6 protein-coding genes are annotated in these 4741 nt (G+C 68.3%); 5 read left to right on the forward strand and 1 reads right to left on the reverse strand.

Annotated features, from left to right (window positions below):
• Window positions 1-210: 210 nt before the first annotated feature.
• From ABYX71_RS10520 to ABYX71_RS10535, 4 genes are all read left to right on the forward strand, one after another.
• Window positions 211-1164, forward strand: coding sequence for a sodium-dependent bicarbonate transport family permease (locus ABYX71_RS10520; protein ID WP_372696452.1), 954 nt, complete (start codon window positions 211-213; stop codon window positions 1162-1164).
• 3 nt (window positions 1165-1167) lie between these two features.
• A complete protein-coding gene (locus ABYX71_RS10525) occupies window positions 1168-1476 on the forward strand; it encodes a P-II family nitrogen regulator (RefSeq protein WP_372696453.1) in 309 nt (102 codons plus the stop codon).
• A 95-nt stretch (window positions 1477-1571) separates the two neighbouring features.
• Entirely contained in the window at window positions 1572-2501 is a 930-nt protein-coding gene (locus ABYX71_RS10530) for a cation diffusion facilitator family transporter (RefSeq protein WP_372696454.1), read from the forward strand.
• A gap of 129 nt (window positions 2502-2630) precedes the next feature.
• Window positions 2631-3302, forward strand: coding sequence for an NnrU family protein (locus ABYX71_RS10535; protein WP_372696455.1), 672 nt, complete (start codon window positions 2631-2633; stop codon window positions 3300-3302).
• Window positions 3303-3359: 57 nt separating this feature from the next.
• Here the strand turns inward: ABYX71_RS10535 and ABYX71_RS10540 are convergent, their stop codons facing one another.
• Window positions 3360-3776 carry a carboxymuconolactone decarboxylase family protein gene (locus ABYX71_RS10540; protein ID WP_372696456.1) on the reverse strand — a complete coding sequence of 139 codons (417 nt, stop codon included), beginning with the start codon at window positions 3774-3776 and terminating at the stop codon, window positions 3360-3362.
• 180 nt (window positions 3777-3956) lie between these two features.
• Here ABYX71_RS10540 and ABYX71_RS10545 point away from each other — a divergent pair, with 180 nt between their 5' ends.
• A complete protein-coding gene (locus tag ABYX71_RS10545) occupies window positions 3957-4562 on the forward strand; it encodes an outer membrane beta-barrel protein (RefSeq protein ID WP_372696457.1) in 606 nt (201 codons plus the stop codon).
• Window positions 4563-4741: the final 179 nt, after the last annotated feature.

The following is a 4741-nucleotide window of genomic DNA, read 5'->3' on the forward strand; positions in this document are numbered from 1 at the left end:
GCACTGACGGCCCGCCTTCTTCCCCGCTCCACGCCCGACGCAGTACGCACTCCCCCCGCCCGACAGCGCGGCCACTGCCGACGCCGGCGATCGCCGGCCGCTCCACGGCAACCCCGCACCCGCAAAATTCCTCGCGTTCAGGCCGATATTTCGGGCCGCCCGACCATTACCATCTGCGACCGTCGCCCCCACTGCAGGCCACCGCCCTCCATGGACCCCGTCGTCGCGTTCTTCATTCTCGGCATTCTCGCCCGTGCGATCCGCAGCGATCTGCGCATGCCCGAGGCGCTGTACGAGACGCTCACCATCTATCTGCTGCTCGCCATCGGTCTGAAAGGTGGCATGGCCCTGGCGGCCGACTGGCAGACGAAACTGCTGTGGCAGGCGCTGGCGGTGATGGCGTTCGGCGCCGCCCTGGCCGCCGTGGCCTATCCGCTGCTGCAGCGGCTCGTGCGCCTGGGTGCCGCGGACGCCGCTTCGGTGGCAGCCCACTACGGCTCGGTCAGTGTGGTCACCTTCGCCGTGGGCCTGAATGCGCTGCGCAGCCAGGGCGTCGAGCCAGAGCCTGAGCTGACGCTGTTTCTGGCCCTGATGGAAGTCCCGGGCATCCTCGTCGGCGTGCTGCTGGCCAAGCGCATCAGTGGCCCTGACAGCGGTGCCCCGCTCGGGCACAGCTCATGGTCCGGCGCACTGGTCGAGGCATTGCGCGGCAAGAGCGTGGTGCTGCTGCTCGGCGGCCTGGCCATCGGCGCGCTGTTCGGCAAGCAGGCGCTGGCACCCATCGCGCCGATGTTCGAACACCTGTTCAAGGGCGCGCTGGCGCTGTTCCTTCTGGAACTGGGCCTGATCGTCGCCGGCAAGTGGCCCGACATCAAGAACGCCGGCTGGCGCCTGGCCGCCTTTGGCGTGGCATTTCCCGTCGCCGCGGCCATGGCGGGCATCGGGCTGGGCAACGCGTTCGGCCTCAGCGCCGCTGGCGCCGCCCTGCTGGGCACGCTGGGCGCCAGCGCTTCCTACATTGCCGCCCCGGCAGCAATGCGTGTGGCGGTGCCGCAAGCCAACCCGGCCCTGGGCATTGCGGCTGCACTGGGCATCACCTTTGCCTTCAACGTCGCGGTCGGCATCCCGCTGTACTGGCGCATCGCCACCGCGCTGGGAGGATAAGTCATGACACTGAACACCTACCCGAAACGCCAGCTCACCATCATCGCCGAGGCCGTGCTTGAGTCGCGACTGATCGAACACACCCGCCACTACGGTGCGCACGGTTACACCACCAGCGAGGTGCGCGGGGGAGGTGAACACGGCGTGAAGGAGGGTGCCTGGGACGTCGACCGCATGATCGAGTTCAAGGTGGTCGCCGATGAAGCGGTCATCGAGGCCCTGGCCAGCCACGTGCTCGAGCAGTACGCCGCGAACTTCGCGCTGTCCATGTTTCTGAGCGACGTGCAGGTGTTGCGCCCGCAAAAGTTCTGAGCCCCCGACGGACGGCGCGCGTCTGCCGCCCGCGGCAGATCGCGACGCTGCGACTATCCTGTGTGGCCCCGGTCACGGTGTCACACGCCGCACGCATGAACTCACACCACCACCATCACCACCACGGCCCGATGAGCGATCGGCGCCTGACATGGGCCATCGTCATCAACGTTCTGCTGACCGTGGTGCAGGTGGCCGCCGGCGTCATGTCGGGCTCCCTGGGCCTGATCGCAGACGCGCTGCACAACCTGTCGGACGCCGCGTCCATGGGCATCGCACTGCTGGCCCAGAAAATCGCGCGCCGGCCGGCAGACCGGCTGATGACCTTCGGCTACCAGCGCGCCGAGTTGGTGGCAACGCTGATCAACGTCACCGCCCTGCTGCTGGTGGGTGGCTACCTGCTGGTGGAAGCCATCGGCCGCTTCATGTCGCCGACACCGGTGCAGGGCTGGCCGGTGGTGATCGTGGCGGGGGTGGCCCTGGCGGTGGATACGGCCACGGCCTGGATCATCGCCGGCGGCGCGCGACACAGCCTGAATGTCCAGGCCGCCTTCCTGCACAACGTGACCGATGCGCTGGCGTCCCTGGGCGTGATCGCGGCCGGCACGCTGATCCTGCTGTACGACCTCATCGTCGCCGACCTGCTGGTGACGGTGGCCATTTCGGGCTACGTGATCTACCAGGCCGCGGGCCTGCTGCCGCGGACCGTCCGCCTGCTGATGGGTGCGACGCCGGACGACCTGGAGTTCGACGCCATCGTGGCGGCCCTGCGCGCCACCCCGGGCGTACGCGACATTCACCACGTGCACATCTGGAGCCTGGACGAACACCGCCGCGCGCTGGAGGCGCACCTGGTGCCGGAAGCGGACGACCTGGCGGCGTTCGAGCACCTCAAGCATCGGGTGCGTGAGGTGCTGCACCGGCGCTTCCACGTCGAACACGCCACGCTCGAACCATGTGTCGCCGACCGCGCGGGCGCGCCCATCATCCGCAAGGAGCCAGCACACCGGCGCCACAGGCAGTGAACCGGCGCTGTCGGCGTGACCCGCCGAACGCCCCGACCCGCGACGGCCGCCACCTGCCACGGCAATGCCACTGCGGCACAATGACCGGATGACCGCCCCGCGGTCGCCGGCTCTCAGGGAGGAGAGGTCATGGGTTCACTCATTGCCGCCACGGCGCTGTTCCTTGGCATGCACTGGATCATTTCCGGCAGCCCACTGCGGGAGACGATCGTCGCCCGCACCGGCGAGGCACCGTTCAAGGCCGGCTTCGCACTGATCATCACCGTCAGCATCGTGTGGATGGGCTGGGCCTACGCACACGCCCCGTACGTTGCCACCTGGGGGACGGCGGCGGGCCTGAAGCCGCTCAGCTGGGGCCTGATGGCGCTGGCCTTCGTGCTGTTCGCGGCCAGCCTCACCGACAGGAACCCCACGACCCTCGGCCGCGTGCCGCCGGACCAGGTGCAGGCGCGCGGCATGGTGCGCATCACGCGGCACGCCGGCCTGTTCGGCCTGGGCCTGTGGGGGCTGGCGCATTTCCTGGTCAACGGGGACTGGGCCTCGCACCTGCTGTTCGGCAGCTTCGCCTTCCAGGGCCTGGTCGCGCCGCTGAACCTGGACCGCAAGTACCGTCGTCGCTACGGCGCGGCCTGGGAGGCGTTTGCCCGCCAGACCTCGTACCTGCCGTTCGTGGCCATCGCGCAGGGTCGCAACCGGCTGGTGCCCGGCGAAATCAACTGGATCGCCGTACTGGCGGCCCTCGGGCTGTTCGTGTTGACGCTGGTGTATCACCAGGCCTGGTTCGGCGTCCCCGCCTGGTAGGCGCCGGCGCGGCTGCGCGCCGGCACGCACCCTACGGACACAGGTGGCGCCGGCCGACTAATTGCTGACGCCCTGCGCGTCGCGCTCCTGGAACACCTGTTCCAGCGCCTTGATGCCATTGATGGCAATCGGAAATCCGACGTAGACGGCCTGCTGCGAGACCGCCTCCACCACCTCCTGACGCGTGCAGCCGACATTGAGCGCAATGTGCGTGTGCAGCTTCAGTTCCAACTCGGCACCGATGGCCGTGAGCACGGCCACGTTCAGCAGTTCGCGCGTCTTCGGATCCAAACCCGGGCGCGACAGCACATCTCCGAGCACGAATTCCATGGCCTGACGTGCCATGTGGGGCGCCACGTTGTTCAGGGTGTCCATCACCGAACCGGTCAGGCTGGGTCCGTTGGACAGTTCGGCGATCTTGGCTTCGCCCATCTTGTAGCGAACTTCGTTCACGTAATCGGCGTTCTCGGGCATGGCGATTCTCCTGCTCGTGTTGTGTCGTGAAAGTGCCATGTTGGCACCGACACACTGTGACACGAACCCGCCGCTGCCAGACGCGCCACGCGACCCCGTAGCGACGGGCCGGGCCAAACGACCGGTCGCCACGGCGACTGCAACCTGCCCCACTTTGAACAGATAGGAGTCCGAGCAGACATGAAACGCGCAACGTTCTTATCGACTCTCCTGGCCACCGGCACCCTCGGCGTGGCGAGCCTGACAACCGTGCCGGCGGCAGCCGCCACCGGCAACGATGACTGGCTTGGCCCAAAGGCCTACCTGGGCGCCGGCGCCAGCTTTGCCAAGATCGACGATGCCGAGGTACGTGACAACGACATCGGCACCGGCGACCTGAGCGACTTCGACGACGACCGCACCACCTGGCAGGCCTTCGCCGGGGTCATGGTGACCTCGTGGCTCGGCCTGGAGGCCGGCTATCTGGAGCTGCCCGACTACAACGACAACGGCTTCGAGATCGACGGCCACGGCTACACCGCCTCGGCGCTCCTGGCAGCCCCGCTGACAGATCGCCTCGAGGTCTACGCCAAGGGCGGCCGGGTCTGGTGGGACGCACAGGCCGACGGTCCACTGGGCTTCGACGCCGACATCGACGGCAACGACTGGCTGTACGGTGCAGGCCTGAACGTCGGGCTGGTGCCGAATCTCAGCCTGCGCCTGGAATACACCCGTTACAGGCTCGACGGCGACCACGCCGAGGCCGACCTGGACCTGGCCACGGCGGGCCTGCAACTGCAGTTCTGAGCAACACCGTGCGCTGATCCACGCTCTGCTGGCGCCCCGACAGGGCCGCCAGCAGGGCCACCCGGGCGGCTCCCACGGATTGCATCCGGCGGGCGTCACCGGGCATGCTCTTGCCGCTTCGACGCCCCTGACCGGGGCGTACGTTCGCTGTCTTGAATGCACGCCGCCGACACCGGCAC

The sequence above is a fragment of the Immundisolibacter sp. genome (assembly GCF_041625615.1).
Taxonomy (GTDB): Bacteria; Pseudomonadota; Gammaproteobacteria; order Immundisolibacterales; family Immundisolibacteraceae; genus Immundisolibacter.